Origin of the sequence: Bradyrhizobium algeriense, assembly GCF_036924595.1 — a bacterium.
In the GTDB taxonomy this organism is placed as follows: Bacteria; Pseudomonadota; Alphaproteobacteria; order Rhizobiales; family Xanthobacteraceae; genus Bradyrhizobium; species Bradyrhizobium algeriense.
On the sequence record NZ_JAZHRV010000001.1, the window covers coordinates 7,451,195 to 7,474,803 of the forward strand.

The 23,609-nt window shown below is 62.4% G+C and carries 26 protein-coding genes, 1 tRNA gene and 1 pseudogene; 7 read left to right on the forward strand and 21 right to left on the reverse strand.

Features of this window, described 5'->3' with window-relative positions; all coding sequences use genetic code 11:
• Nucleotides 1–23 precede the first annotated feature (23 nt).
• The 8 genes and pseudogenes from rlmH to V1286_RS35825 form a co-directional block, all read right to left on the reverse strand.
• Nucleotides 24–506 (reverse strand): 23S rRNA (pseudouridine(1915)-N(3))-methyltransferase RlmH, encoded by a 483-nt coding sequence (gene rlmH, locus V1286_RS35790; protein ID WP_334488192.1) that lies wholly within the window; start codon nt 504–506, stop codon nt 24–26.
• A gap of 96 nt (nt 507–602) precedes the next feature.
• Complete coding sequence (gene rsfS, locus V1286_RS35795) at nt 603–956, reverse strand: ribosome silencing factor (protein ID WP_108520572.1); 354 nt, start codon at nt 954–956, stop codon at nt 603–605.
• A 229-nt stretch (nt 957–1,185) separates the two neighbouring features.
• Nucleotides 1,186–1,815 carry a nicotinate-nucleotide adenylyltransferase gene (locus V1286_RS35800; RefSeq protein ID WP_334488194.1) on the reverse strand — a complete coding sequence of 210 codons (630 nt, stop codon included), beginning with the start codon at nt 1,813–1,815 and terminating at the stop codon, nt 1,186–1,188.
• 31 nt (nt 1,816–1,846) lie between these two features.
• Complete coding sequence (locus V1286_RS35805; protein ID WP_334488195.1) at nt 1,847–3,139, reverse strand: glutamate-5-semialdehyde dehydrogenase; 1,293 nt, start codon at nt 3,137–3,139, stop codon at nt 1,847–1,849.
• A 117-nt stretch (nt 3,140–3,256) separates the two neighbouring features.
• Complete coding sequence (locus V1286_RS35810; RefSeq protein ID WP_334488196.1) at nt 3,257–3,847, reverse strand: GNAT family N-acetyltransferase; 591 nt, start codon at nt 3,845–3,847, stop codon at nt 3,257–3,259.
• Nucleotides 3,848–4,005: 158 nt separating this feature from the next.
• The gene (gene proB, locus V1286_RS35815) at nt 4,006–5,148 is read right to left on the reverse strand and encodes a glutamate 5-kinase (RefSeq protein WP_334488197.1); all 1,143 of its coding nucleotides are present in this window, start codon (nt 5,146–5,148) and stop codon (nt 4,006–4,008) included.
• A gap of 93 nt (nt 5,149–5,241) precedes the next feature.
• The gene (gene obgE, locus V1286_RS35820) at nt 5,242–6,294 is read right to left on the reverse strand and encodes a GTPase ObgE (protein ID WP_108520815.1); all 1,053 of its coding nucleotides are present in this window, start codon (nt 6,292–6,294) and stop codon (nt 5,242–5,244) included.
• Nucleotides 6,295–6,441: 147 nt separating this feature from the next.
• Nucleotides 6,442–6,919, reverse strand: a pseudogene (locus V1286_RS35825) (MaoC family dehydratase).
• Nucleotides 6,920–7,138: 219 nt separating this feature from the next.
• Here V1286_RS35825 and V1286_RS35830 point away from each other — a divergent pair.
• Complete coding sequence (locus V1286_RS35830) at nt 7,139–8,053, forward strand: DMT family transporter (RefSeq protein WP_334488201.1); 915 nt, start codon at nt 7,139–7,141, stop codon at nt 8,051–8,053.
• 184 nt (nt 8,054–8,237) lie between these two features.
• On the opposite strand, the gene V1286_RS35835 is transcribed toward V1286_RS35830, so the two are convergent.
• From V1286_RS35835 to rplU, 3 genes are all read right to left on the reverse strand, one after another.
• A complete protein-coding gene (locus V1286_RS35835) occupies nt 8,238–8,834 on the reverse strand; it encodes a GNAT family N-acetyltransferase (RefSeq protein WP_334488204.1) in 597 nt (198 codons plus the stop codon).
• 124 nt (nt 8,835–8,958) lie between these two features.
• A complete protein-coding gene (rpmA, locus tag V1286_RS35840; protein WP_028348532.1) occupies nt 8,959–9,228 on the reverse strand; it encodes a 50S ribosomal protein L27 in 270 nt (89 codons plus the stop codon).
• A 104-nt stretch (nt 9,229–9,332) separates the two neighbouring features.
• Nucleotides 9,333–9,803 carry a 50S ribosomal protein L21 gene (gene rplU, locus V1286_RS35845; RefSeq protein WP_108520557.1) on the reverse strand — a complete coding sequence of 157 codons (471 nt, stop codon included), beginning with the start codon at nt 9,801–9,803 and terminating at the stop codon, nt 9,333–9,335.
• Between the two features lie 373 nt (nt 9,804–10,176).
• Here rplU and V1286_RS35850 point away from each other — a divergent pair, with 373 nt between their 5' ends.
• Nucleotides 10,177–11,277 carry an ROK family protein gene (locus tag V1286_RS35850; RefSeq protein WP_334488207.1) on the forward strand — a complete coding sequence of 367 codons (1,101 nt, stop codon included), beginning with the start codon at nt 10,177–10,179 and terminating at the stop codon, nt 11,275–11,277.
• Between the two features lie 192 nt (nt 11,278–11,469).
• Here V1286_RS35850 and V1286_RS35855 read toward each other — a convergent pair whose 3' ends face one another.
• Nucleotides 11,470–12,333, reverse strand: a complete 864-nt coding sequence (locus V1286_RS35855) for an alpha/beta fold hydrolase (RefSeq protein ID WP_334488209.1) — start codon at nt 12,331–12,333, stop codon at nt 11,470–11,472.
• Nucleotides 12,334–12,459: 126 nt separating this feature from the next.
• On the opposite strand from V1286_RS35855, the gene V1286_RS35860 reads away from it, so the two are divergent.
• A tRNA-Ser gene (locus V1286_RS35860) sits at nt 12,460–12,549 on the forward strand.
• A 122-nt stretch (nt 12,550–12,671) separates the two neighbouring features.
• On the opposite strand, the gene V1286_RS35865 is transcribed toward V1286_RS35860, so the two are convergent.
• Nucleotides 12,672–13,244, reverse strand: coding sequence for a DUF308 domain-containing protein (locus V1286_RS35865; RefSeq protein ID WP_334488212.1), 573 nt, complete (start codon nt 13,242–13,244; stop codon nt 12,672–12,674).
• 66 nt (nt 13,245–13,310) lie between these two features.
• Nucleotides 13,311–13,922 (reverse strand): TetR/AcrR family transcriptional regulator, encoded by a 612-nt coding sequence (locus tag V1286_RS35870; RefSeq protein ID WP_334488215.1) that lies wholly within the window; start codon nt 13,920–13,922, stop codon nt 13,311–13,313.
• Nucleotides 13,923–14,227: 305 nt separating this feature from the next.
• Between V1286_RS35870 and V1286_RS35875 the strand changes: the two genes are divergently transcribed.
• Nucleotides 14,228–14,866, forward strand: coding sequence for a class I SAM-dependent methyltransferase (locus V1286_RS35875; RefSeq protein WP_334488218.1), 639 nt, complete (start codon nt 14,228–14,230; stop codon nt 14,864–14,866).
• On the opposite strand, the gene V1286_RS35880 is transcribed toward V1286_RS35875, so the two are convergent.
• From V1286_RS35880 to V1286_RS35900, 5 genes are all read right to left on the reverse strand, one after another.
• Nucleotides 14,863–15,582, reverse strand: coding sequence for an ABC transporter ATP-binding protein (locus V1286_RS35880; protein WP_334488221.1), 720 nt, complete (start codon nt 15,580–15,582; stop codon nt 14,863–14,865). The two genes, V1286_RS35875 and V1286_RS35880, sit on opposite strands and share 4 nt — an antisense overlap.
• On the reverse strand, nt 15,579–16,817 hold the full coding sequence (locus V1286_RS35885) for an ABC transporter permease (protein ID WP_334488224.1): 1,239 nt from the start codon (nt 16,815–16,817) through the stop codon (nt 15,579–15,581). Before V1286_RS35885 ends, V1286_RS35880 begins: the two co-directional genes overlap by 4 nt.
• 5 nt (nt 16,818–16,822) lie before the next feature.
• On the reverse strand, nt 16,823–18,028 hold the full coding sequence (locus V1286_RS35890; protein ID WP_334488227.1) for an efflux RND transporter periplasmic adaptor subunit: 1,206 nt from the start codon (nt 18,026–18,028) through the stop codon (nt 16,823–16,825).
• A gap of 16 nt (nt 18,029–18,044) precedes the next feature.
• Nucleotides 18,045–18,779, reverse strand: coding sequence for a tetratricopeptide repeat protein (locus V1286_RS35895; protein WP_334488230.1), 735 nt, complete (start codon nt 18,777–18,779; stop codon nt 18,045–18,047).
• A 670-nt stretch (nt 18,780–19,449) separates the two neighbouring features.
• On the reverse strand, nt 19,450–19,731 hold the full coding sequence (locus tag V1286_RS35900; protein ID WP_334488232.1) for a hypothetical protein: 282 nt from the start codon (nt 19,729–19,731) through the stop codon (nt 19,450–19,452).
• Nucleotides 19,732–19,938: 207 nt separating this feature from the next.
• On the opposite strand from V1286_RS35900, the gene V1286_RS35905 reads away from it, so the two are divergent.
• Both V1286_RS35905 and V1286_RS35910 read left to right on the forward strand, forming a co-directional pair.
• On the forward strand, nt 19,939–20,943 hold the full coding sequence (locus V1286_RS35905) for a glycoside hydrolase family 3 N-terminal domain-containing protein (RefSeq protein ID WP_334488234.1): 1,005 nt from the start codon (nt 19,939–19,941) through the stop codon (nt 20,941–20,943).
• 101 nt (nt 20,944–21,044) lie between these two features.
• Nucleotides 21,045–21,251: a hypothetical protein gene (locus tag V1286_RS35910; RefSeq protein ID WP_214488408.1), complete on the forward strand. Its 207-nt coding sequence runs from the start codon at nt 21,045–21,047 to the stop codon at nt 21,249–21,251.
• Between the two features lie 39 nt (nt 21,252–21,290).
• Here V1286_RS35910 and V1286_RS35915 read toward each other — a convergent pair whose 3' ends face one another.
• Nucleotides 21,291–21,716, reverse strand: a complete 426-nt coding sequence (locus V1286_RS35915; RefSeq protein WP_334490144.1) for a hypothetical protein — start codon at nt 21,714–21,716, stop codon at nt 21,291–21,293.
• A gap of 653 nt (nt 21,717–22,369) precedes the next feature.
• Here V1286_RS35915 and V1286_RS35920 point away from each other — a divergent pair.
• On the forward strand, nt 22,370–22,942 hold the full coding sequence (locus V1286_RS35920; RefSeq protein WP_417021299.1) for a LuxR C-terminal-related transcriptional regulator: 573 nt from the start codon (nt 22,370–22,372) through the stop codon (nt 22,940–22,942).
• A gap of 230 nt (nt 22,943–23,172) precedes the next feature.
• Here V1286_RS35920 and V1286_RS35925 read toward each other — a convergent pair whose 3' ends face one another.
• Complete coding sequence (locus V1286_RS35925; protein ID WP_334488239.1) at nt 23,173–23,418, reverse strand: hypothetical protein; 246 nt, start codon at nt 23,416–23,418, stop codon at nt 23,173–23,175.
• Between the last annotated feature and the right edge of the window lie 191 nt (nt 23,419–23,609).

The following is a 23,609-nucleotide window of genomic DNA, read 5'->3' on the forward strand; positions in this document are numbered from 1 at the left end:
ATCTGTATTCACGTCACCGTGCCTTACGCACGATGGTATGGGTGGCCGGCCAGGATGGTCGCGGCCCGGTAAATCTGTTCAAGAAGCATGACGCGGACCATTTGATGCGGCCAGGTCGCCGAGCCGAACGCAATGCGTAATTTAGCCTTGCGCTGCAAATCGGGCGAAAGTCCGTCCGCGCCTCCGATCGCGAAAATTGTGTTGGCGATCCCCTGATCCCGCCAATCGCCGAGCTGGCGGGCGAAGGTCGCGCTATCGATGCCCTTGCCGTGCTCGTCCAGCGCCACCAGCACGGATTTCTCCGGTATCGCCGCCGCAATCGCCGCGGCTTCCTCCGATATCCGGGTCGCGGCGTCGCGCGCGCGGCTTTCCGGAATTTCTTGGATCGCAAGGCCGCGAAAGCCGAGCTTGCGGCCGATGTCCTCGAAGCGCTCGCGATAGCGTTCGGCCAGTTCCTGCTCCGGGCCCTGCTTCAGCCGGCCGATTGAGACCACGACAAGGCGCATGAATGCTGTTTCTGGCGTGCACTTTCCAGCACGCGCGCTTTTCGCGCGCGCCAGGCAGACTACATGCGCTTCAGCCGATTCGCATCGGCCGAGCGTTCAGATCGCCGCCGCCGCCGGGTTTTGCGTCCACAATCTTTCGAGATTGTAGAATTCGCGCACCTCGGGTCTGAATACGTGCACGACCACATCGCCGGAATCGATCAGCACCCAGTCGCAATTGGGCAAGCCCTCGACATGGATGTTCCTGATGCCGTTTTCCTTCAGGGCTTTCGTGACGTTTTCCGCGATCGCGCCGACGTGCCGGTTGGCCCGGCCAGTGGTGACGATCATGTAGTCGGAAAAGGCGGATTTGCCGCGAAGGTCGATGGTGATCGTTTCTTCCGCCTTCATATCGTCGAGGCGGGAGAGGATCATATTCAGCGTCTTGTCGGCGTCGGGTTGCGCCTTCAAGGCCGCAGCTTTTGTCGATGTTTTACGCGGGGTCTTGGCAGACTTGCCAGCAGTCTTGTTACCAGTCGCCTTGGGTAAAACAGACTTGGACAATACAGATGTGGCCAGGGACCATTCCTTTCACTGTATCGCGAACGCCGAATCCCGGCGTCCGCCGACTATATTAGGCATGTGGGGTTAATGGTTTCAATATTCCAGTGAGCCCCGCTTGCCGGTTCGAGCCAGATTGTCACTTCTTTGCCTTCCAGCTCCCGTCCGGGTTCCGCAAGCCGGTGGACGACATGTCCAGTTTCAGGCCGGTCAGGAAAGCCCAGGCGGGAGCATGCTGATCTGCTAGCCGGGCCGCCTGATTCTCAGGCAGCCGATAGCGCGCCAAAGCCTGCGCGGCGGGTGCGGCAAGCGCCCGAAAACTCTGTGGCGGACGGTCGATCACCGCAATCGGCACCTCTGCGGCGATGCGCCGCCAGTTTTGCCAACGATGAAATTGCGCGAGATTGTCAGCGCCCATGATCCAGACGAAGTGCACGCCGGAAACACGGCGGCGCAAATGGATGATCGTGTCGACAGTGTATCTGGTGCCGATGACAGCTTCGAGACAGCTGACGTCGATGCGCGGATCGTCGGCGACATCAAGCGCGGCATCGACGCGTTCGGCAAGGCCATGCAGCCGGCCGTTGTCCTTGAGCGGATTGCCCGGCGTCAGCAGCCACCAGACGCGATCGAGCTTCAGGCGCTTGATCGCAAACAGGCTGATGGCGCGATGCGCCGCGTGCGGCGGATTGAACGAGCCGCCGAGCAGGCCCACGCGCATGCCGTTGGTATGGAAGGGAATGGCTTGCGCGGCGGATTGCAATTGCATCAGCCGGGTCACCGCGTGCACTGGCTGGCGTTCACGGCCGCGTCTGCCCGGTGCCGTGAACACGATATTTGAAGCTCGTCAGTTGCTCGGCGCCAACAGGGCCGCGGGCGTGGAATTTGCCGGTGGCAATACCGATCTCGGCGCCGAAGCCGAACTCGCCGCCATCGGCGAACTGCGTCGAGGCGTTGTGCAGCACGATCGCCGAATCGACCTCGCTGAGGAATTTCTCGGCGGCCTTTGTATCCTCGGCCACGATCGCGTCGGTGTGGCGCGAGCCGTGGTCCTGGATATGCGTGATCGCAGCATCGACGCCGTCGACGACGCGCGCGGCGATGATGGCGTCGAGATACTCGGTGTCCCAATCCTCGTCGGACGCGGGCTTCACGCGCGTATCGATCTTCTGCACGGCCGCGTCGCCGCGCACCTCGCAGCCGGATTCGATCAGCATCTCGACCAGCGGCTTCAGCGTGGTTTCACCAGCCGCGCGATCGACCAGCAGGGTCTCGGCCGCACCGCAGACGCCGGTCCGGCGCATCTTGGCATTCAGCACGATCGACTTCGCCATATCCAGATTGGCGGAGCGATCGACATAGACGTGATTGACGCCTTCGAGATGCGCGAACACCGGCACGCGGGCTTCCGCCTCGACACGCGCGACGAGGCTTTTTCCCCCGCGCGGTACGATGACGTCGATGCCGCCGTTCAAGCCGCTCAGCAGCAGGCCCACGGCGGCGCGATCGCGCGTCGGCACCAGCGTGATCGCCGCTTCGGGGAGACCCGCCTCGCGAAGCCCCTGTACCAGACAATCGTGAATCGCACGGCAGGAGCGGAAACTGTCGGAGCCGCCGCGCAGGATCACCGCGTTGCCGGATTTCAGGCATAGCACGCCCGCATCGGCCGCGACGTTGGGACGGCTTTCGAAGATCACGCCGATCACCCCGAGCGGCACGCGCACGCGCTCGATGGTCATTCCGTTCGGGCGCTGCCAGCTCTCGGCGACGGTGCCGACGGGATCGGCGATCTGACGCACGGTGGTGACGCCGTCGGCCATCGCCTCGATGCGCGCCGGCGTCAGCGACAGGCGATCGATGAAGGCTGATGTCGCACCGCCGGCGCGAACCTCGGCGACATCCTCGGCATTGGCCGCGAGAATGGCCGGCGCATGGCTGCGGATGGCGCGTGCGATGGCGTCAAGCGCGCTGTTCTTCTGCTCGGGCGAGGCAAGCGCCAGCACCCGCGCGGCGGAGCGGGCGCGGGCAGCGAGATCGGTCATCAAAGCGGGCAGATCGGCGGTGCCGTCGATTGCCTTGAGCGGCGCGGTCATCAGAGGTCTCAGGTCTTGAGTTAAGGCCATGTCCTAGCACGGAAATTGAAGGTTTGGCGAGGTGCCGAAGGGGCATGGCTGCCGGTCGATGGGCCCGCGGGAGGCAGGCTCGCTCCGTCAGCGTGCCGGGCGAAACATCGGAAACAGCGGTGGCGATGACCCTGCCTGGATGGTGCCCCGGAGCTCGAAGCCATGCCGTTGATACAGCGTGATATTGGCTGGATTGGTGGATTCAAGGTAAGCCGCGACATGATCCTGATCGCACCGGCGAAGGGTGTCTTCCAGGAGAGCTGCGCCGTAACCGTTGCGATGGCGGGCCGGATCGACGCCGATCAGCGGCAGGTACCAATGCGGCTCCTGCGGATGGTAGGCAGCCATCGCTTCGAACACGGCGGCAAACTCGCTTTCCCGTTCCGGCGGCAAACTTGCCCCGATCGCCGCGTCATCGAGCTCGTTACCCGGCGGGAGCCAAAGCGCGGCTCCCGCGAAGTTCTCGACGTGACGCGCAGTTCCTTCGGTGAAAGCGCCGCCGCCAAACGCGCGCACCAGTACCGGGAAGCGGGCCAGATACTGCGCAGGCTCTGGATAGGTCCAGCGGGTTACCGGATCCGCACTGAAGGCGAGCGTAAGGACGGCGACTGCGCGTTCGATATCGGCCGGTGCGACGGCGGCTACGGTCGGAATGGTAAGTGACTTCGAAGGGCTCATGAGGCGCCTCGCGGTGGCAGTTTTACGGAGATGGTGGTTGTTTGATTGCTCCGCCACGCCATTTCGAATTCTTTGCGCTCCGACGCGAACTACGATTTGATTTCCAGCGAAACAATCAGGGTTACTGACGTAACGATGCCGGCAACTCGGCCAATGGCCTACTTTGCCGGAATTACCCCGCTCGGGCCCACCACCAGATCGTCTCGGTGGATCATCTCCGCCCGGCCTGAGATGCCGAGGATCGCCATCACGTCCGGTGAGGAGCGGCCTTTGATCTTTTCGGCATCCTCCGCGTCGTAGGCGACGAGGCCGCGCCCGATCTCGTGGGTGTCGGGGCCGCGCACCACGACCGCGTCGCCGCGGGCGAACTGGCCCTCGATCCGGATCACGCCGGCCGGCAGCAGGCTTTTGCCTGCGCGCAATGCGGCGACCGCGCCGGCGTCGATGGTCAGCGTGCCCTTCGGCTCCAGCGAGCCCGCGATCCAGCGCTTTCGCGCGGTGACGGGATTGGCCGGTGTCAGGAACCAAGTGCAGCGGCCGCCATCCGCAATGGCCTGCAGCGGATGCTCGATCTTGCCCGACGCAATCAGCATATGCGTGCCGGATGTCGTCGCGATCTTCGCCGCCTCGATCTTGGTGAACATGCCGCCGCGCGACAGTTCGGATTCGGCTGCGCCCGCCATGCCCTCGATCTCCGAGGTGACGGATTCGACGATTGGAATCAGTTTGGCGTTGGGATTGGCGCCGGGCGGCGCGTCATAGAGGCCATCGATATCGGACAACAGGATCAAGAGATCGGCGCTTGCCATGGTGGCGACGCGCGCGGCGAGGCGATCATTGTCGCCATAGCGAATTTCGTTGGTTGCCACCGTGTCGTTCTCGTTGATCACGGGCACCGCGCGCCATTCCAGCAATTTGGCGATGGTCGAGCGGGCGTTGAGATAGCGGCGGCGCTCCTCGGTGTCCTGCAGCGTCACCAAAATCTGTCCGGCGCCGATGCCGTGAGCCCCGAGCACTTCCGACCAGATCCGCGCCAGCGCGATCTGGCCCACCGCGGCGGCACCCTGGCTCTCCTCGAGTTTCAGGGGGCCGCGCGGCAATTTCAGGCGGCTGCGCCCGAGCGCAATCGAACCCGACGAGACCACCAGAACGTCGCGGCCTTCGCCGTGCAGCTTGGCGATATCGGCCGCCAGCGCCGCCAGCCACGCCGAGCGAACCTCGCCCGCATGGGAGTCGATCAGGAGCGAGGAGCCGACCTTGACGACGATGCGGCGAAAGTTTTTGAGCGCGGGGCGTTTCATGGGTGTGGTCGAATGAGGCGGATGGTCGGGAAGCAATACGCGCCAGTTCGCTTGTTTGGAAGTGGCGCGGGCCGCGGGAAGGCGAAGTTTGCGTCAGCCCTGCGGCGTTGCCGGTGCCCACGGCTCCGCTTGGCCGCCCTTGGCCTTCAGCGACACCGGCGCTTCGCCGATCACCTCGACCAGCGCCTTGAGTGCTTCCGGCACGCCTTCACCGGTCACGCCCGAAAGCAACAGCGGCGTCTTTTTCGCTGCGCGTTTCAGCCGGTCTTTCTGCTTCTTCAATTCGTCCGGCGCAACCGCGTCGATCTTGTTCAGCGCCACGATCTCGATCTTGTCGGCGAGATGTCCTTCATATGCCTCGAGCTCGGTCCGCACCGTCTTGTAGGCCTTGCCGGCATGTTCGCAGGTGGCATCGATGAGATGCAGCAGCACGCGGCAGCGCTCGACATGGCCGAGAAAGCGGTCGCCGAGCCCTGCGCCTTCATGCGCTCCCTCGATCAGCCCGGGAATGTCGGCGAGCACGAATTCGCGGCCCTGCGCATTCACGACGCCGAGCTGCGGATGCAGCGTCGTGAACGGATAGTCGGCGATCTTCGGCTTGGCCGCGCTGACGACGGAGAGGAAGGTCGACTTGCCGGCATTGGGCAGGCCGACGAGGCCGGCATCCGCAATCAGTTTCAGCCGCAGCCAGATCCAGCGCTCCTCGCCTTCCTGGCCGGGGTTGGCGTTGCGCGGCGTGCGGTTGGTGGAGGATTTGAAATGCGCGTTGCCGAAGCCGCCATTGCCGCCTTCGGCGAGCACGAATTTTTCGCCGAGCTCGGTGAAGTCATGGATCAGCGTTTCGCGATCCTCATCGAAAATCTGGGTGCCGACCGGAACCTTGAGCACGATCGATTTACCGTTGGCGCCGTGGCGGTCCTTGCCCATGCCATTGGTGCCCTTCGGCGCCTTGAAGTGCTGCTGGTAGCGATAGTCGATCAGGGTGTTCAGCCCGTCGGCGACCTCGACGATGACGTCGCCGCCACGGCCGCCATTGCCGCCGGAGGGGCCGCCGAACTCGATGAACTTCTCGCGGCGGAACGCCACGCAGCCGTTACCGCCGTCGCCGGAGCGGATATAGACCTTTGCCTCGTCAAGGAATTTCATGATGGCCACTAGGTAAGGCAGGGGGGCCGTCGCGGCAACCCTCAAGCGGCCCAACATTGGCGAAAAGCCTTAATTTTCGGGCCTTTTTGCGGCCTCGAAACCGGAAGCCAGGGCTTTTGAAGCCAGAGCTTTTGAAGCCACGGCTTCCTATGAGGCCGGCCGCCGGCGGATGAGAAACTTCTGCATCCCTTCCAGCACCAGGTCCTTGCGCTGGTTGAACCGAGCGCAGCGTCACCACGCCGGTGCTGCGGCCGGGGGCGAGCTCGATGACTTCGAGCGCGGGATAAAGGGTGTCGCCGGCGTAGACGGGTTTGAGGAACTTGCTCGATTGTTCGAGGAATCCCACCAGCGATTCCTCGACGATATAGGGAAACAGCCCGGCGCCCGGCGCGGTGTGGATCAGGGTCTGAAAACCATGCGCGAGCAGGTCCGGCATGCCGCGGGCGCGGCAATATTCGACGTCGTAGTGGATCGGATGGGTATCGCCGCTCGCCGTCTGGAACGCGGCGAACACCGCCGAGGTCTGGGTCCGGCTCGGGATTACAAAGCGTTCGCCGAGCACGAAATCCTCGAACCACCGCTGTTCGCCCACCATGCGATGCTGTGCGGGGTCGAAGTCGGTCATGTCGGTTTCCTGACGTTTCTTTTCGATGTGATCTACCAGTACCGCAGGGGCAGGGCTGCGACAATTGACTCAATTCGTCATGCCCGGGCGGTAGCGCGAAGCGCGTCTTCGCGCTAGATGTCCCGGGCATCCACGTCCTTAAAGCAGCGACACAAAGAACGTCATGGCCGGAACAAGTCCGGCCATGACGGAGAAACGGCAGGAAGCGTCGCATCCCCAATGAGTCTGTTCGCCAAAATCTCCACCTATGACGAGCGTTCCGCGCGCATGGCCGGCATCGGCTTGATGCTGCTGTCGATCTTCATGTTCTCGTTCGGCGATGCGCTCGGCAAATACATGGTCGCGACCTATTCGGTCGGGCAATTGCTGTGGCTGCGCGCCTGCGCGGCGCTATTGGTGCTGTTGCCGGTGATCTGGAAGCAGCGCGCCGAATTCACCCGTCTCGAACGGCCGTGGCTGCAATTGCTTCGCATCACGCTGTCGACGCTGGAAGTCGCCGCCTTCTTCCTCGCCACCGTTTATCTGCCGCTCGCCGACGTCATCACCTATTACCTTGCCTCGCCGATCTTCGTCACCGCGCTGTCGGGCATCGTGCTCGGCGAGCACGTCGGCTGGCGGCGCTGGACCGCGATCCTGATCGGGTTCTGCGGCGTGCTGATTGCACTGCGCCCGTCCACGCAAACCGTGAGCTGGCCTGCGATGATCGCACTCGGGGGCAGCCTGTCGTTTGCGTTCCTGATGCTGATCACCCGCTCGCTGCGGGCGACGCCGGATATCGTGCTGACGACGTCGCAATTCGGCGGCACGTTTCTGCTCGGCGCGCTGATGTCACCGATAGGCTGGGTGACGCCGACGATTGGCAGTCTGGCTCTGTTCGCCGCGGCGGGAGTTACTTCGGTCGTCGCGCTGCTGTGCATCAACCGTTCGCTGAAACTGGCGCCGGCCAGCGTCGTGGTGCCGTATCAATATTCGATGATCGTGTGGGCGGTGATCTTCGGCTTCGTGGTGTGGGGCGACGTGCCGTCGATATCGACGCTGATCGGCGCGGTGATCATCATCGGCGCGGGCATTTATATCTTCCTGCGAGAACAGCAGCTCGGCCGTGAGGAAACGGTGGTCAATCCGCCGGCGTGACTCCTTCTTCACCCTCCCCTGGAGGGGGAGGGTCGACGCTCATGAAATGAGCGGCGGGGAGGGGTGACGGTCTATCCTCTCGAACAGTGCCCGAGTTGAGGATCACCCCACCCCGTCTCGCATTTCGCTTCGCTCAATACGAGCCGACCCTCCCCCTCCAGGGGAGGGGTAAGAGACTTGCCGCTCATCTCCTCGTCGAGCTCCCCCAGTTCTTCAGCGACGACCAGACGCCGCGCGTCAGGCGGAAGCGGTCGACCGGGGTCGAGGATCCCAGCGCCTCGAAGCGGTGCAGCTCGACGCCGCTCCACTGGAAGCCGCATTTCTCCAGGATGTTGCGCGAGGCCGGGTTGGCGACGCGGGCGCCCGAAATCAGGTGCTCGGCATCGAACTCCTCGAAGAAGAAATCGATCACCGCACGCGCGGCTTCGGTGCCGAAGCCCTGGCCCCAATGCGCGACGCCGAGCCAGTAGCCGAGCTCCGGCCCGTCCTGTTCGCTGCGGTCGATGCCGACCATGCCGACGGGCGAATAGTTCTGTTCGATCAGGAACACGGTCTCGGTGTTATCGGTGGATGTCGCGCGCACGAATTCGACCGCGTGGTCCTGCAGATAGGGGTACGGCAGGCGGCGGGTGTTTTCCGCAATGCGGCGATCGTTGGCGAGATGCGCAATCGCTTTTACGTCCGCGAGCGTCGGCCGGCGCAACGTCAGCCGTTCGGTCTCGAGGACGCAGCTACTTGTCCCGCGCAAGGCCGGGGTTGGGATCGGGATGTCCTGCAACATGTCGGGCTCCTGATTGCGAAAATGCGCAAAATAAAAAGGGGAGGCCGGTTTCCCGCCTCCCCTTGGAGCCCTTTTCGACTCCGCCGGTTCAACAGGACCCGGCGGACTCAGATGTGTCCACCGTCTATTCGGCCGCCTCCGTCATCGGAACTACCGATACGAAAGTGCGACCGTTGGCTTTTGCACGAAATTCGACATGACCTTCGACCTTGGCAAAGAGAGTATGATCGGTGCCCATGCCGACATTAAGGCCGGGATGCCAGGTGGTGCCGCGCTGACGCGCGATAATGTTGCCGGGAATCACGTGCTCGCCGCCATAGGCCTTGATGCCCAGGCGCTTGCCCGCTGAATCGCGTCCGTTTCGCGATGAACCGCCTGCTTTTTTGTGAGCCATGGCCCGTCTCCGACTTCGCTAATATTTAGATCAATTCCTTGACGGAATCATTTCACTTTTTGTCGCGCTTCAACTTTTCGTTGAAGCGCATCACTTCTTGTCGCTCAGGCCTTTTTGGCCGGAGCCTTCTTTGCGGCGGGCTTGGCCGCAGCTTTTTTCGCGGGCGCCTTCTTCTTGGCGGCCTTCGGTGCCTCGTCGTCGCCCTCAGCGGCGGGCGCTACGACCTTTTCCCTCTTCGGCCGCGGGCCGATCGAAGGCTTGGCGTTATCGGTCAGGATCTCGGTGATGCGAAGCACCGTGATCTCGTCGCGATAGCCGCGCTTGCGGCGCGAATTCTTGCGGCGACGCTTCTTGAACGCGATCACCTTGGGGCCGCGCTTGTGATCCAGCACTTCGGCCGCAACGGAAGCGCCTGCCACCGTCGGCGTGCCCAGCACCGGCGTATCAGCGCCGACCACCAGAACTTCACCAAGCTGCACGATCGTACCGACATCGCCGGCGATCTTGCCTATCTCGAGCACATCATCCGGAACGACGCGGTATTGCCGGCCGCCGGTTTTGATGACTGCGAACATCGTTTTTTTCCTTCGTGTTCGATCCCGGCCTCGGACATATTCCCAACAGGGCTGCCCGGGTCGGCTTTTTGGTCAGTCGTTATGGGTACGATTTTCGCGCGGCTAGGGTGCGAACCCCACAGAACAGGGGCGAGCGCCTTCAGAATTCGCGCAAAAACAAGCGGCGCGAGAAATCCCGCGCCGGATGCGGGGACTTATAGCCTGAGAAAGCCGTGAGTCAAGGCAAACAGCCCGTAAAACCGGCCAAAAATGCAGGATTTGGCGCATTTCCCGACGATCCGGCCTGCCGCAGCGGCTCTGCAGCGAGCCTCCCATGAAACCAATGGGTTCCCCGCCCGTTGTCGCCAGCGAAATCTGGCAGGGGCTTGGGCACATGGCAGAGGACACCATAACGACCACGGGCATCGCCCGCCACGGCGCCACCCGGCTGCCGTCGGTTGAGGTCGATAGTTTCAACATCGAACTGAAGGATGACGAGGGCTTTCTCGGCGACCGCGCCAGCAAGGGGGCTTTCCGCAAGATCCTGGACGGCTTGCGCAAGCCGCTGAAGAAAAACGGCGACGATCCCTTAGGGAAAAAGCCGGCCGGCGAGATCGCCAAGCCCGAACTCGACGAGGCGCTGATTGGCGACGATATCGGCGCCGCGGCCCTGGTGCATGGAGCGATCGAGGAATTCGCCCAGGAGCTGGCCTATGTGACCGGGCGGTTTCTCAAGACCAAGGCGTGGGCCGATACCGAGCGCATCGTGGTCGGCGGCGGTTTCCGGCAGAGCCGTGTCGGCGAGCTCGCCATCGCCCGCACCAACATCATCCTCAAGGCGGAAGATTTCGATGTCGAACTGGTGCCGATCCGCTTTCATCCCGATGACGCCGGCCTGATCGGCACGCTGCATTTGGCGCCGTCGTGGATTTTCGAGGGCCATGACAGCATCCTTGGCGTCGATATCGGCGGCACCAACATCCGCTGCGGCGTGGTGGAGACGCGCTGGAAGAAGGCGCCCGACCTTTCCAAGGCCGACGTCTGGAAGTCCCAGTTGTGGCGGCACGCCGACGATGAGCCGACGCGCGAAGGCGCGGTGAAGCGGCTGGTCAAGATGCTGAAGGATTTGATCACGGCGGCCGAAACCGAAGGCCTGAAGCTCGCGCCCTTTATCGGTATCGCCTGTCCCGGCGTGATCGACGAGGACGGCTCGATCGAAAAGGGTGCGCAGAACCTGCCGGGCAATTGGGAGAGCAGCAAGTTCAACCTGCCCGCAAGCCTGGTGGAAGCGATCCCGCAGATCGGCGATCACGATACCGCCGTGCTGATGCACAATGACGCCGTGGTGCAGGGCCTGTCCGAAGTTCCCTTCATGCAGGACGTCGAGCGCTGGGGCGTGCTGACTATCGGCACCGGCCTCGGCAATGCGCGCTTCACCAATCGGCGCAAGGACAATGGCAAGGACGAGAAAAAGCCGAAAAAGGCGCGGGATTGACGCCTCCCGCGGGCGGTAAGGTTGACTGGTTAGGTTAAAATCGGGTTCGCGTTGTCGTTTCCGCCGCGGTTGCTACCGTCATTTCGTCGCTCCGCTGACCGGTGAAGCCGCACTTCCCGGCCAGGATTTCAAAGCAGCGGCACGGGACCGTCAGTTTTTTGTCGCGTCTGGCGGTCCCACCCCATTTTTTCTTCAGCTCCAGCCGACGCGCGTAAAGAACGCCGCAATCTCCGATGCTGCGCGATCGGGATCCTCGCGATGGGGAAAGTGACCGACATCCGGAAACATCGCGAGATCGAGATTTGTAAAGGTCTCGCCGAGCCGGTCGGTCCATTCATAAGGAAACAGCGGATCATGCTCGGCCCAGCGAACGCAGGTCGGCACGCCGATCGGCTGTAGCACTGGGGCTTCACCCTTCATCATCCTGATCCGGCCCGCATGGGCTGCGCGGTAATGCGCGAAGCCACCGGCAAGGTTTCCGTCCTTGAGGAAATTGTCGGTGAAGGCCTCGAGTTGATCGTCAAAGGCGTGCTTGCGATGCGACCAGCCTTTCAGGAAATGCCCGATATAAAGCCGGCAGCTTTCGCGGCTCGCGCCGACGAGGGCAGGCGCCATCTCCATCTGGTGAAAGGATTGATACCAGATGTTGTTGAGGCGCTCCGGCTCCGCCATCCGGGGCCCGACTCCCGGATAGACGAAATCGAAAAAGAACAGCCCGGCGATGCGCCCCGGCGCCAGCCGCGCCAGCGGCTGCATCAATGCACCGCCGACATCGTGACCGACGATGCCGGCCTGCGCGAGGCCAAGCGCATCCATCAGCGCCAGCATGTCGGCGGCCTGCTGGTCGGGTCCGAACGGCCCTTCGGGCTTGTCGCTGTCGCCGAAGCCGCGCAGGTCGGGTGCATATAGCGTGAAGCGATCGGCGAGCCGCGTCATCACCGGCTCCCAGGTCAGCCAGAATTCGGGCCAGCCATGCAGCAACAGCAGCGGTCGCCCGGCGCCCATGCGGGCCACGTGAAGGGCCGCGCCATTGGCCTGAACCGTCAAATGCTCCATTTTGGGCTCCTTTTTTGCTTCCTGGCGCCGGCACGGATTTCTTGGCCCCGCGCCTTGTCTGGCCCGCCTTCCTCGCCTAGAACTCGCCCCGACCGCGGGTCGAGGAATCACCCGAAAATGGCGCCTGGAGAGGTGGCAGAGTGGTCGAATGCACCGCACTCGAAATGCGGCATAGGTGCAAGCCTATCGGGGGTTCGAATCCCTCCCTCTCCGCCACTTCGGAACAAGACTCGGCACGCCCAGGCTATCCAATTTTACGCCAGAGCTAGAGATCGCCACCAAGGTTCGGAGCAGGTTGCTCTTGGACCCCACGACGCGGACCTCCTTGTCCTCGACCTCTATGCAGCCTTCCGCCGCAATTGGCTCACGCTCAGCCACACCGCCGAAACCAGGAAGTAGAAGGCGCCTACCGCGGCATAGCCGGCCACGTTGGTGATGGATGGCGGCATCGGCATCCGCGCCTGCACGATGAAAAACGTGCCTGCCAGCGCTGATTGCCCTCCGCTCAGGATCATCGCCCACTGCGCACCATAGCTCTTCCAACGGCGGACTGCGGTGCCGAGTTGAAGCAGGCCAGACAGGATCGCCCAAACGCCGAACACCCCGAGCACCCAATTCATGCTCATCTCCAGCGCGAGAACCACCGCGAGCGTTGTCGCCACACTGACCACGACGTTGATAGTCTGCGCGCGATTCTGTCCCAATCCTCCGTTGCGCGATGCGTCGACAAAATTGGCGAGGGCATCCCATGCAGGATAAGCCACGAGTAAAACCGCCGCGATCACCCAGGAATGCTGTCCCACCGTAAAGGCAGCCGCCACCCAGACAGCCGAGAACGCTGTCCGAGCAAAGTAATAGAGCTTGAGCCATTGTTCCTGGCTGGCGCGAGAAAGATCGCTGTGAATTGTCATTGGATCGCTCTTTCGACTAGTAGGTAGAGGCCCTCGACGAACGTCGCAGAGCGAGCACGGCTATGGTTATTTGAGATCCAGGACCGTATCTGGAGGGAAGCGCCGAGCGAGTCGCTGCAAGAGCGGGCCGGTCACGGCGCCGAATATCTTCGGATCGCCATAGGCCCTCGCCGAAAGCATCGCGCCGTGAACCGTCGCCATGAACGCTTCAGCCTCGGCACGAGGGGTACTCATCAGTTGAAGTTGGCCGTGCCGCGCGCCGCGCTCCAGCACGGATGTCAGCCACGCTGACAGGGAGCGGAAATGCGCCCGGACCTCCAGGCCAACTTCCTCGGGCAGGACGGGGAGCTGGCTCGCCAACAGTGCGCAGACACAAAACGGAGCGCTGGCGTCCGCGATGCAGGCTTCCCAATACCCAGCGTAGGACCGAAGCTGTTCGAGCGGATCGGATACCTGAAGTTCGAGATTCGCCATCCCCGCTTCAGCTTCTTCCCGATACCGCGCAACCAGCGTTCGGACCAGATCGACCTTGCCTGGGAAATGGTGATGGATGCTCGCCTTGCGAATCCCGACCACATCAGCAATGTCGGCATAACTGAAACCGTTGTAGCCGCCCGCGACGATCAGAGAACGCGCGCAAGCCAGGATGTCGTCAGCGGTGGTAGACAAGTTGCTCACACCATAATCTACCTTCTGATAGGATGGCCGTCAACCCCGTTGCAACGCGAGCGGCAAACAGAGAGGGCAGCAGCGTGGAATTAGGTAGCTATGGCGTAGACGTCCCACCTTCATTGTTCTCGGCCCGCTATTTGACGCCGATTACGCGATACTCTGCGAGATAACTACCCAATCACCGCCGATAGCCGCACGAGCTTCTGCGGGCTCGACTTGAGCGGACGCGGCTTTGCCTCCGACCTTCTTAATGCCGAATAGGCAAGCTTAATGCCGACCAGCGCAAGGTCGCGATCTCTGGAGCAACCATCATGAGCATCACGAGCGACGCCCGTTTCTGGGACCGGACTTCACGGAAGTACGCCAGGAGTGCGATGGCGGATCAGGCCGGATATGAGCGCACGCTGGACCGGACCCGCGCCCTGTTGGGATCGGGCGACAGGGTGTTGGAGTTGGGCTGCGGAACAGGAACAACGGCGCTTCGGCTCGCTGGCGATGTGCAAGACTATCTTGCGACGGATATTTCCGCTGGCATGATCACGATTGCGAATGAGAAACACGCCGCTGCTCCCATCCCGGCCCTTGTCTTCCGCACCGCGACCGCAGAAGCGCTTGCGCCTGACGCGACAAAGTTTAACGCGGTTCTAGGATTCAACTATCTTCATCTGGTCCGCGATCTGCCCGGCACGCTGCGCTGCGTCCACGGCTTACTTGCAACGGAAGGCTTGTTCATCTCCAAGACACCCTGCGTCGGGGATATGAATCCGCTGCTCCGGTTTGCCTTGCCCCCGATGCGCGCGATCGGCATGGCACCTTATGCAGGCGTCTTTCGGGCGGCGGACCTGAGCCAACAAATATCTGCCGCAGGCTTCGACATTCTTGTCACTGAAAACCACGCAACGAAGGGCAACGACAACCGCCCTTACATCGTGGCTCGCAAGAGTAATTAACTCACTGTCTCGCAAACCAGCTCGCCTCCACCCCTTCCCGTAATCTCCGCGATCTTGCCGTCGACGATGTGGATGCGGCGGTCGGCGCGGGCGGCGAGCGCTGGATCGTGGGTCACCACGACCACGGTCTGGCCCTGGTCGGCGATGTTGCGGAGGATCGAGAACACCTGCTCCGTCGAGGCCGTATCGAGTGCGCCGGTCGGCTCGTCGGCGACAATAATCTCGGGGCGGTTGGCTAGCGCGCGGGCGATGGCGACGCGCTGGCGCTGGCCGCCGGAGAGCGCGTTGGGGCGCTTGTTGGCGTGCTCGGCAAGCCCAAGCGAGTCCAGTAGCGCAAGGCCGCGCTCGCGCATCTCGGCTTCAGCCATAATGCCGGCGGCGCGCATCGGCAGCAGCACATTGTCGAGCGAGGTGAACTCCGGCAGCAGGAAATGGAACTGGAACACGAAGCCGCATTTGGTCAGGCGGACATCGGCCCGGTCCGATTCCGACAATTTCGAGGTCGGCTGACCGCAGATGATGACCTCGCCTTCGCTGGGCGCATCGAGCAGGCCCAGCAGATAGAGCAGCGACGATTTGCCCGATCCCGACGGCCCGGTAATGGCGACGAACTCGCCCTTGTTCACCGCAAGATCAATGCCGTTGACGAGGGTGTGCGAAACAGCGCCCTCGATGCGGCGGACGAGTTCTACCGCCTGCAAAGCGACCTCGGTCATGATGCCCCCCGGATGATTTCAACTGGATGCACGCTGGTTGCCTTGCGCGCCGGGAAATAGGCCGCCCCTGCGCAGCAGACAAGGGATATGCCGCCGGCGATCAAATAATGCGTCAGCGAGTAATAGATCTGCAGCGGAACGGTCGAGCCCGTCAGCGGATTGAAGATCGTGATCTTCGACCAGCCGTAGCAGAGCAGATAACCGAGGATCCACCCGAACAGGATGCCGACCACGCCGATGATGGCGGCTTCGATGATGAAAATCCGCCGCACCGCATACTCGCGCATGCCCAGCGATTTCATGATCGCGATGTCCTGGCGCTTTTCGTGGGTGATCGTCGATATGATGTTGTAGGTGGCAAAGGACGATGTCAGCAACATCGCGCCCATCACGGTGAGCACGATGAAATCGCGCACGGTAAAGGATGACAGCAAGTCGGCATTGGCTTCCTGCCACGACACCGACTTGTAGCCGGTCTGCGCTTCGACCTGGGCTGCGATCTTTTGCGCCGCCATCGGATCGTTCAACCGCAGTCGCAGCTGGTTGACGACCCCGCTTTGTCCCATCATGACCTGCGCCGGCCCCATCAGCGAATAGATCTGGCTCTCATCGACACGCTTCAGGCCGGAGCGATAGAGCCCGGCCACCGTCGAATTCAGCTGGACGCCCTGGCCGCCGATCAGGAGGACGGTGTTGCCGGTTTTCACGCCGAGTTTTTCGGCCAGGGCCTCACCCATGATGATGCCGTTCGGCGCGCGTGAAAGGTCGTCGAGCTTTCCCTCACGCATTTGCGTGGCGAGTTTCGAGACCTGAACCTCGCGGCGGGTGTCGATGCCGGTCAAGGTGATGCCGATGCGCGCGCCGCCGTGATTGATGATCGCGGTGGTCTTGGCCGAGGGAGCCACGTCGCCAGGTATCCAGGAGCGCAGTGAGCTCATCGCAGATTCCGGATATTTGATTCCGGCACGTTTGCCGACATTGGCGATATCAGGCATCTGGACCGCCGCATATTCCTGCTCTGCGGGTTGCGTCGGCACGGAGCGCCGCTCATCCTCGACCGTGATATGCGGCATGGTGTCGACGAGCTGCCGCAGGAAGTCGATCTGCGAACCCTGCATCAGGCCCGCCATCATGATGGTGAAGCCGACCCCCATGGACACGCCAGCCATGCCCACGAGGGTCTGCCGCACCCGGGTGCTGACATGGGTCCATGCGATGTTGAATATAAGCTTCACGGCGGCTACCGGCTGTTGCTGATGAAGTTGCGACGCGCGTCACTGACCACGGAATCGATGTGGGCGGTCATGGCTGCCGAAATCACCGCATCATCGGGATCCGAAGGCGCTGTGGTGACCGAGGCTACCACGGCCGCTTCGGGCGTTGCGCCAGGCTGATCGGCCGGTTCGCCCACGGCCGCCGGCTCCGCGGCTCTGGTCATGCTGTTGTCGATACGAATCCTGGCGCCGTCAGCGAGATCCCTGCGTGCGGGCGAAAGCACGGTGGTGCCCTTGGATACGTCGCCGATGATCTCGGTGTTGCGGCTGCCGCGGATGCCGACCGTTATGGGCACGCGCTTGATCCGGCCGTCATCAACCATCTGAACCGCATCGCCTGCGATGGCCTCTGCCGGCACGACGATGGCCGCCGGCTTCTCGCGGAAAATGATGTTGGTCTCGACTGACATGCCGATCCGCAGCGGCGTATCCTGTGGCAGCCGCAAATAGACGCGGAAGGTTTTTCGGGTCGGGTCGCCCTTGGGCGTGATCTGGGAGACCGTGGCGCGCAGCGCCCTTCCGGGAAAAGCCTCGCTGCGCAGAAAAGCCTTCTGGCCGGCCGCGATGCGGTTGATCTCTTCCTCGTTGATTTCGGCGACGACCTGCATCGGCGCAGGCGGTCCCACCCAGAACAGGACATCGGTGGGACCGGCGATCTCGCCGACCTCGCTGTCGCGCCGCAGGACCATGCCGTCGAGCGGAGCTCTCAAGATCAGCGAGTCGAGCCGCACCTTCTGTGCGGCGATCCGCGACTTTGCTTCCTCGAGCTTGGTCCAGCGCTGCTCGTACTCGGTGCGCGCGGCGTCGTTCTTGTCGCGATCCTTCTCGGCGCGCGTCAGATCACGTTCGAGCTGGCCTCGATTGATTTCCATCTGCTCCAGCGCGCTGCGCTCCTCGGCGTCGTCCTGGCGGCCGAGGATCTGGCCGGACTTGACCACCTGTCCCTCGCATCGGCAAAGGTCGACCAGCCGGCGGCGCTGCAGCGGCACCACTTTGGCCCAGCGCTCGGGCTCGACCGTGCCGGTTCCGTAAACGGCTTCGGAAACCGCCGCGAGGCTCGCATAGCTGGTGGTCACCAGCGGTGGATGAAGCAAATGGGAGTAGCCGTAATAGCCGGCCCCTGCGGTGGCGATGGCCAGAATTCCGGTTGCGACGAGATGCTGCAATTTCATGGTGCGTCCCCTTAAATCAGAAGCCAAATCGCTTGCGCAGGCCCGGAGGAACCTGGTCGAGCAGCTCACGAGCATCATCTCGCTTTGCATTCTTCACTTGAGCTGCCGACGTGGCCTTGGGAGATGCCGGCAATACCGTGACGTTGGATGAAGCCGGTTGCGAGACCGCGGGCGCCGCCGAGGCTGCGGGCGCCGGCTGCACGACCGCGGGCGCAGGAGGGGGCGCCGCGGGCGAGGCCTGGTCCTGCTCAATAGCTCTTTCGATATTCGCAGCCTTGGTCGCGCCAGCAGTCCGAACGGCGCGCCAGGCTCTCGCGGCCACTACTGCACGGCCGATCTCATCGCTCGTCATCTTCTTCATGAGCAGCGACATCAGTTGCCGCGCACCGTTGCGGTCCTCGTCGAGCTTGCTCGCCGAAGCGACGATGTAGGCCCAGCTATAGGCCTTCACATTGTCCTTCGTTGTGCCACGCCCGCTCGCGTAGAGGCCGGCAACGATCAAACTGGCGTGGGCGTGCCCCTGATCGGCAGCGCGCGAGAACCAGCGAAATGCCTCCGCGTCGCTACGCGTACGGCCGACGCCCGCGGAATGAAGCGCCCCAAGATAGAACTGGGCATCGTCATCGCCCGCTTGCGCCGCCTGTTCGTAGTGATTGACCATTTTCTGATCGGACGCGGTGTCGGCAAGGGCAGTGTGGGGAGCGATCAGCAGCGCGGAGCAGCAGGCCATTATGACTACTGCCCGCTTCATGGCCGCCGAAATCGCGTAGCGAAATCCTCGCCGCAATGATCGGCTTGATACCGGGTCGATCGATCGGAAATTTGGGATGCGCCGCATTGTTGTACGCTCTCAGCTGTGTGCTTGGTGCCAGAAAGGCGACTGACGCGGGCGAAGTCTCCCCACCGCGCCTCTCGCGAATTGAAGCCTAGCCCACCTGCGCGACGACAAATGTGCGAGGCATCACATATCCAGCTTGCCGCAACCGGAACCCGGCTTTCTTTGCCAATTCCGTTCGACGCGCATCGAACGCGAAGCCAAGACACGCGAGCCGAGACACTCGAAACCAATGCGTTGAAGGGCGTGTGCGTTCATGGAGGCGGTGCTTGCGGAGCAAGCCTTGAGGCTCAAGCTGCCATCGAACCTGCGGCTTGATCCTGGTGAGGTTTCGTCAGGATCGGACAGCTCGCGCTAAACGGGCAGAGCGCAGAGCCGGCAGATCACCCCAGCCGCCTCGCAGGCATTTGGCGCAGCAGGGGGAGCCAGGATGGTGACAGGCAAATGCTTGCTGGCGGTGCGGCAGGCCGATGAGTGCAACGAGATTGGTTGCTGGGCCCAGGCAGACGATCACGGCGATCATCATGGAATCGAGAAACTCGCCCGAGCCGCTCGGCCCGGGCGAGCTTCTTTTCCTGATCTCGAATCAATAATAGCGGTAGCAGACGTTGACCGGGCCGTAGGGGCTCCATTTCCAGCAGCTGTTATAAACATGGAAATGATGGCGATGGCCGTGGTGATGATGACCATGCCCAAAATGACCATGGCCAAAGTGACCATGGCCATGCCCGTGATGGCCGTGGCCACCGTGGCCATGTCCACCGTGACCATGACCTCCCGCGAAAGCCTGACCCGGGATGGCCAAGGAAGCGGTGGTCAACGCCAGAGCAGCGATCGCGGCGGTAATGATCTTGTTGATCTTCGTCATGCACGTCTCCTTAGGTTGGGCAGAGCGGGGATCGCTCTGCGATGATCCACCCCTAGAGGCGCCGGCTGCGATGCGATGTGATCCGGGTCACCTAATTGGCAGGGTCACCAATTGGTATGGCCCGGGGAGTGAGCTATCTTCCTCATGCGTGGCGCGATGATTTGCTGAACCTGGCCTAACCGAAAGCGCTACGCCTGAGGCTATCGCATGCCCATCGGCGAACTCTTCATCCTCGGCTTCTTCGGCAAGACCGTCCCGGTTTGGCTGAAGGAGTTCGCCGCCCGCCACGGCCTCGGCGGCGCGATCCTGTTCGACTATTCCTGCCGGACGCAACAATACGACAACAACATCGAATCGCCCGAACAGGTGCAGCGCCTCTGCGCGGAGATTGCAGCATTGCCGTCAGGCCCGATGGTGTTCATCGACCAGGAGGGCGGCCTGGTGCGGCGGCTGAAGGAAAGCCGCGGCTTTGCGCCGTTGCCGAGCGCAAGGGAATTCAACCATCTCGCGCCGGAAGAGAAGCGCGCGATCCTCACCGCGAGCTTTGCCGAGATGCGGCGGCTCGGCATCCACTATGATTTCGCGCCGGTGGTCGATATCGATTACAATCCCGAAAATCCCAATATCGGCAGGATCAAGCGTTCCTTTTCCGCCGACATCGCCGAGGTGGAAGCCAATGCGCTGCTGGCAAGCGAAGTGGCGCGGGCGCAGCGCATCGGACTTTGCCTGAAGCATTTCCCCGGCATCGGCGGCGCGGCGGTGGATTCGCATCAGGAATTCATGGATATTTCCGATGCATTTGTCCCCGAACAGGAAGAGCTGTTCTATTCGCTCGCGCCAAGGATGTTCGGCGATGCGGTGCTGGTCAGCCATGCCATCGTCAGGCAATGGGACCAGGATCGCCCGATGACGCTGTCCGCGGCGGGGCTTGGCCGTTTGCGCAAGCGCCTTCCGGATACGCTACTGATCACCGACGACATGCAGATGCAGGGATTGCAGAAGGCCCTGGGCTCCAGGGAGGCCAGCCTGCAATCGCTGAAGGCCGGCATGGACATGCTCTGCATCGGCAACAACCTGTTCGATCAGGAGCACGAAATGACCGCGATCGCCGAATACGTCGAACAGAGCCTGCGCGACAAGACCTTGTCCGGTTCGGCAATCGAGCAATCGATCGCGCGGGTGGCTAAGCGAAAGGCGCTCTTGATGGCCTGACGGGTGGAACCCGAGATTATCTCGGGTCAAATCCGCCGAACGATCTGTTGCCTTGCGAGGCCGTTGAGTCTACAAGCCTTTTTTCAACGGAAAGACCGGCGATGGCCCATAATTTCGCGATCAATGACGACGTTCACCACCAGCAGCAGGGCCCGCAGGGCCGCGCCACGGCGAAGGAACGCAGCATCTACACCATCGTGACCTGCCTGCCGATCGAGGCCGACGGCCGCCCGCGCTATCGTATCAAGAGCAAGACCGAGAACATCGAGCGGGTCGTGACCGAGGAGCAGATCTCCAGGCTCGGCTGACCCTCGGGGTCATTACGATCGGAACTGTTCCGCGCCGCTCTACTGCGCTTTCTCGTGCGCCGCGATGCCGATCGCCTTGTAATCATAGGTCGGATAGAACTCGGTGCGGTAGCTGCCCCAGGCGGTGTTCTCGAGGATACGGTTGACTTCGCGCAACCGGGACGCCGGCAGCCGCAGCGTCACCACCTGGCCTATTCCCATCATCACATACCAGCTCACGACCTCGACGCCATCAGGCGGGAAAGCCTTGTAATATCCCTGGCGCTGGAGCTGCGCGTTGAGCTCGCTCAGCGGCCGCGACTGGTCGTGCTTTAAGAAAACGGTCAGCATCACGGCATTGTCGGCCGTCGGCGCCGCGTTCTCCGCCGGTGGCGATGCGGTTTGTGGCGGCGCGGTTTGTGCCGTCGCGCCCGAACTGAACGCCAGGACGCTAGCCAAGCCGCCGGCCAGCACGGCCATTCTCATCCATGATCCCTTTGCTAGCGACATCGCGGTCTCCTTTTTGGATTCGTTGCGGGATGATTTGGGCCTTGATCATTGCGAGGTGACTGCGGCCTGTAAATCGGAATCGGCGGAACAGGGCGGCGTTGTCTCCCCGCGTTTTCGCGGCCGGTTGTGAAACAAATCATACGCAACTGACGGCGCTTGCGCTATTCCGCGGCGAAGCGCGGCCGCCTCGGTATGTCTGTCCCAGTCTGCAAGGATCGAACCGGACGACCGCCGGATCCTGCTCTCATCCCCTCAGCCCGACGATCCCCCACTCCGGGCGATGCCCAGGCGCGCGGAAATATTGCGTCGGAGCGGGGGCGCGGACTCGCGCGTCCAACGGGCTCGGAAAGCGGGAACCAGGTTGAAGTCCATTAACAAAGTAAATGCGGTTACCGTAGAAATGCGGGGGTAACGGGCTACGGTATTTACCTTTCGATCATCTATTTTGATCCAAAATAGCCGATTTCGAGTGAATTTCGGCCAGTTTCGGCCTGCCAATAGGACTCGCTGATCGATTTCTCCGTATTCATACTGGCCCTGAAATTAACCATGAAGGAGCGTGGAGCCGATAAAAAAGTTATATGTCAGGACAAGACCATCGCGCCGCTGATTCGCACTTCACGAAGTGGATGGAAAGCATCACACCTCTCGAAGAGAATCCTGAGATCGTTCAACTGTCCGCCGCGCGCTCGCATGCTGCGGAAGAGGCGAGCGCTACGATTGCCCGGCAGTTGAACGGACCCCTGACGGCACTGCTGCTCTACATGAATGAGATCAAGCAGCACAGCCACCAGTTTTCGCAAGCGTCCGGCAACCGGCTCTATCTGCAACAAGTGGTGGAGAATGCGCTTCAGCAGACCGAGCGCGTCTGCGCGCTGGTGAAGCAGATGTCGGACAATCATCCGGCGCCGGCCTGCGATGCCGGCGGCAAGCAGACAAGCGAGGTCCGGGCCCGCCACCCCGCGGATGGAGCCCGCAGGGCGGGCCTGATGTTCGCCGCGGAGACCGGCCAGAAGCCGCTGACCAAGCGCGAGCGCGAGGTGCTGAGCCTGATCAGTGAAGGCTGCTCCAACAAGCAAGGTGCCTTGCGGATGAGTATCAGCCCAAGGACGTTCGAGAGCCATCGCGCCGAGGCCATGCGCAAGCTTGGCGCCCGCAACACCGCAGATCTTGTCCGCAAGGCGTTGCTGCAGCCCGCCTGATTTTTTCTGAAAATGATGCCTGCGACGCGCCGCTGAGCGGCGCGGTTTCAAGCTATCGATGTGCCGGAAGCGGGCAGGCTTGCTAGAGCATGATCCGGAAAAGTGGCCTCTGGTTTTCCCTCGGGACAAACGCGGAGCGTTTGCCCGGAGATCATGCTCAAATCAAAGAGATAGAACGGGATGACGATTCGAAGAAAAGTCATCCCGCTCTAGATCGCGCGTTCTGCCGTTCAGCAGAGGTCTTCCATGTAGGAGCGAGCGCGCGGCGCGGGCCGTAATGCGAGGGTGGGCCTGGGCTCTTCCGGGATGATCGTGATGGTCCACGCCGCCGGAACGCTCGACTTGTTTTCCACGATCGATCGAACGTGGCCTGTGACCGCCGATCCGGCCGAGCGCACGGTTGCGGTCCTGCCATTGAACTGGGCGATACGGAAACGCCGCACTTCCTTCTGATCGCTCGTTTCAAACGTGAACATGAGGGCACTCCGTTGGTCCCGGCACTATCCTCAGTCAACGTTATCCGGAGGTGAAAATCTCAAACCGTAGAAGTACGGCTAGCCCGCGTCGGCGGCGCGGAGCGAACCGGCTCTCGAAAAGATAATCTTGTGAGGTGCGCCGCTTGCAGGTCGTTGCATCGGCATCGGCGACGGACGTGCGGCGTGGCCCT